The sequence below is a fragment of the Escherichia sp. MOD1-EC6300 genome (assembly GCF_002965045.1).
GTDB lineage: Bacteria > Pseudomonadota > Gammaproteobacteria > Enterobacterales > Enterobacteriaceae > Escherichia > Escherichia coli_F.
Genome location: NZ_PTRH01000061.1, coordinates 1 through 503, shown reverse-complemented (window position 1 = coordinate 503; position 503 = coordinate 1). Strand labels below are relative to the sequence as shown.

Here is a 503-nt window from a genome sequence, read left to right as displayed (position 1 = left end):
GCGATTTCATCCGCCAGATAAGCGGCAACCTGGTAGGAAGCGTTCTGTACTTTGGTATAGCCTTCACGACCGAGGCGCAGGAATTCATAATACTGTGCAATCACCTGACCCGCCGGGCGGGAGAAGTTGATGGCGAAAGTCCCAATCTGACCACCGAGATAGTCAACGTTGAACACCAGTTCCTGCGGCAGCGCTTCTTCATCACGCCAGATAACCCAGCCGCAGCCCAGCGGAGCCAGACCGAATTTATGGCCTGAAGCACTGATCGATTTCACACGCGGCAGGCGGAAGTCCCAGACGATATCCGGGGCGACGAACGGTGCCAGGAAGCCACCGCTGGCGGCGTCGATGTGCATGTCGATGTCGATACCGGTGTCGGCCTGGAATTTATCCAGTGCATCATGCAGCGGTTGCGGGAATTCATAGTTACCGGTGTAGGTCACGCCGAAAGTCGGCACCACGCCGATGGTGTTTTCGTCGCAGGCTTCAATCATGCGTTTCGG

The 503-nt window shown here is 56.9% G+C and carries 1 protein-coding gene; it reads right to left on the bottom strand.

The window, feature by feature from the left end:
- Window positions 1-503, bottom strand: a 503-nt coding sequence (locus tag BGE37_RS24780) for a pyridoxal-dependent decarboxylase (RefSeq protein WP_241956685.1), incomplete at both ends; no start/stop codon positions are given.